The 234-nt window shown below is 58.5% G+C and carries 1 protein-coding gene; it reads left to right on the plus strand.

Going from position 1 to position 234, the window contains the following annotated elements:
- Window positions 1–234, plus strand: a 234-nt coding sequence (locus tag R0J92_RS26870) for an aldehyde dehydrogenase family protein (RefSeq protein ID WP_411053930.1), incomplete at both ends; no start/stop codon positions are given.

Consider the following 234-nt stretch of genomic DNA (forward strand, 5'->3'; position numbering starts at 1 on the left):
GTCAATGGCGAAGGTGCTATCGTTGGTGAGGCCCTGTCGCAGCATCCGGATGTCGACATGATGTCGTTTACCGGCTCGACGCGCGCAGGCACAGCGGTCTCTCGAGCTGCAGCAGCAACGGTGAAGCGGGTTTCGCTTGAACTTGGCGGCAAGTCGCCGAATATCGTTTTCGCCGATGCCGACCTCGAAAAGACCATTGCCCGCAGCCTTGCCCATTGTTTCGAAAATACCGGC

The sequence above is a fragment of the Tritonibacter sp. SIMBA_163 genome (genome assembly GCF_046535935.1).
Taxonomy (GTDB): Bacteria; Pseudomonadota; Alphaproteobacteria; order Rhodobacterales; family Rhodobacteraceae; genus Epibacterium; species Epibacterium scottomollicae.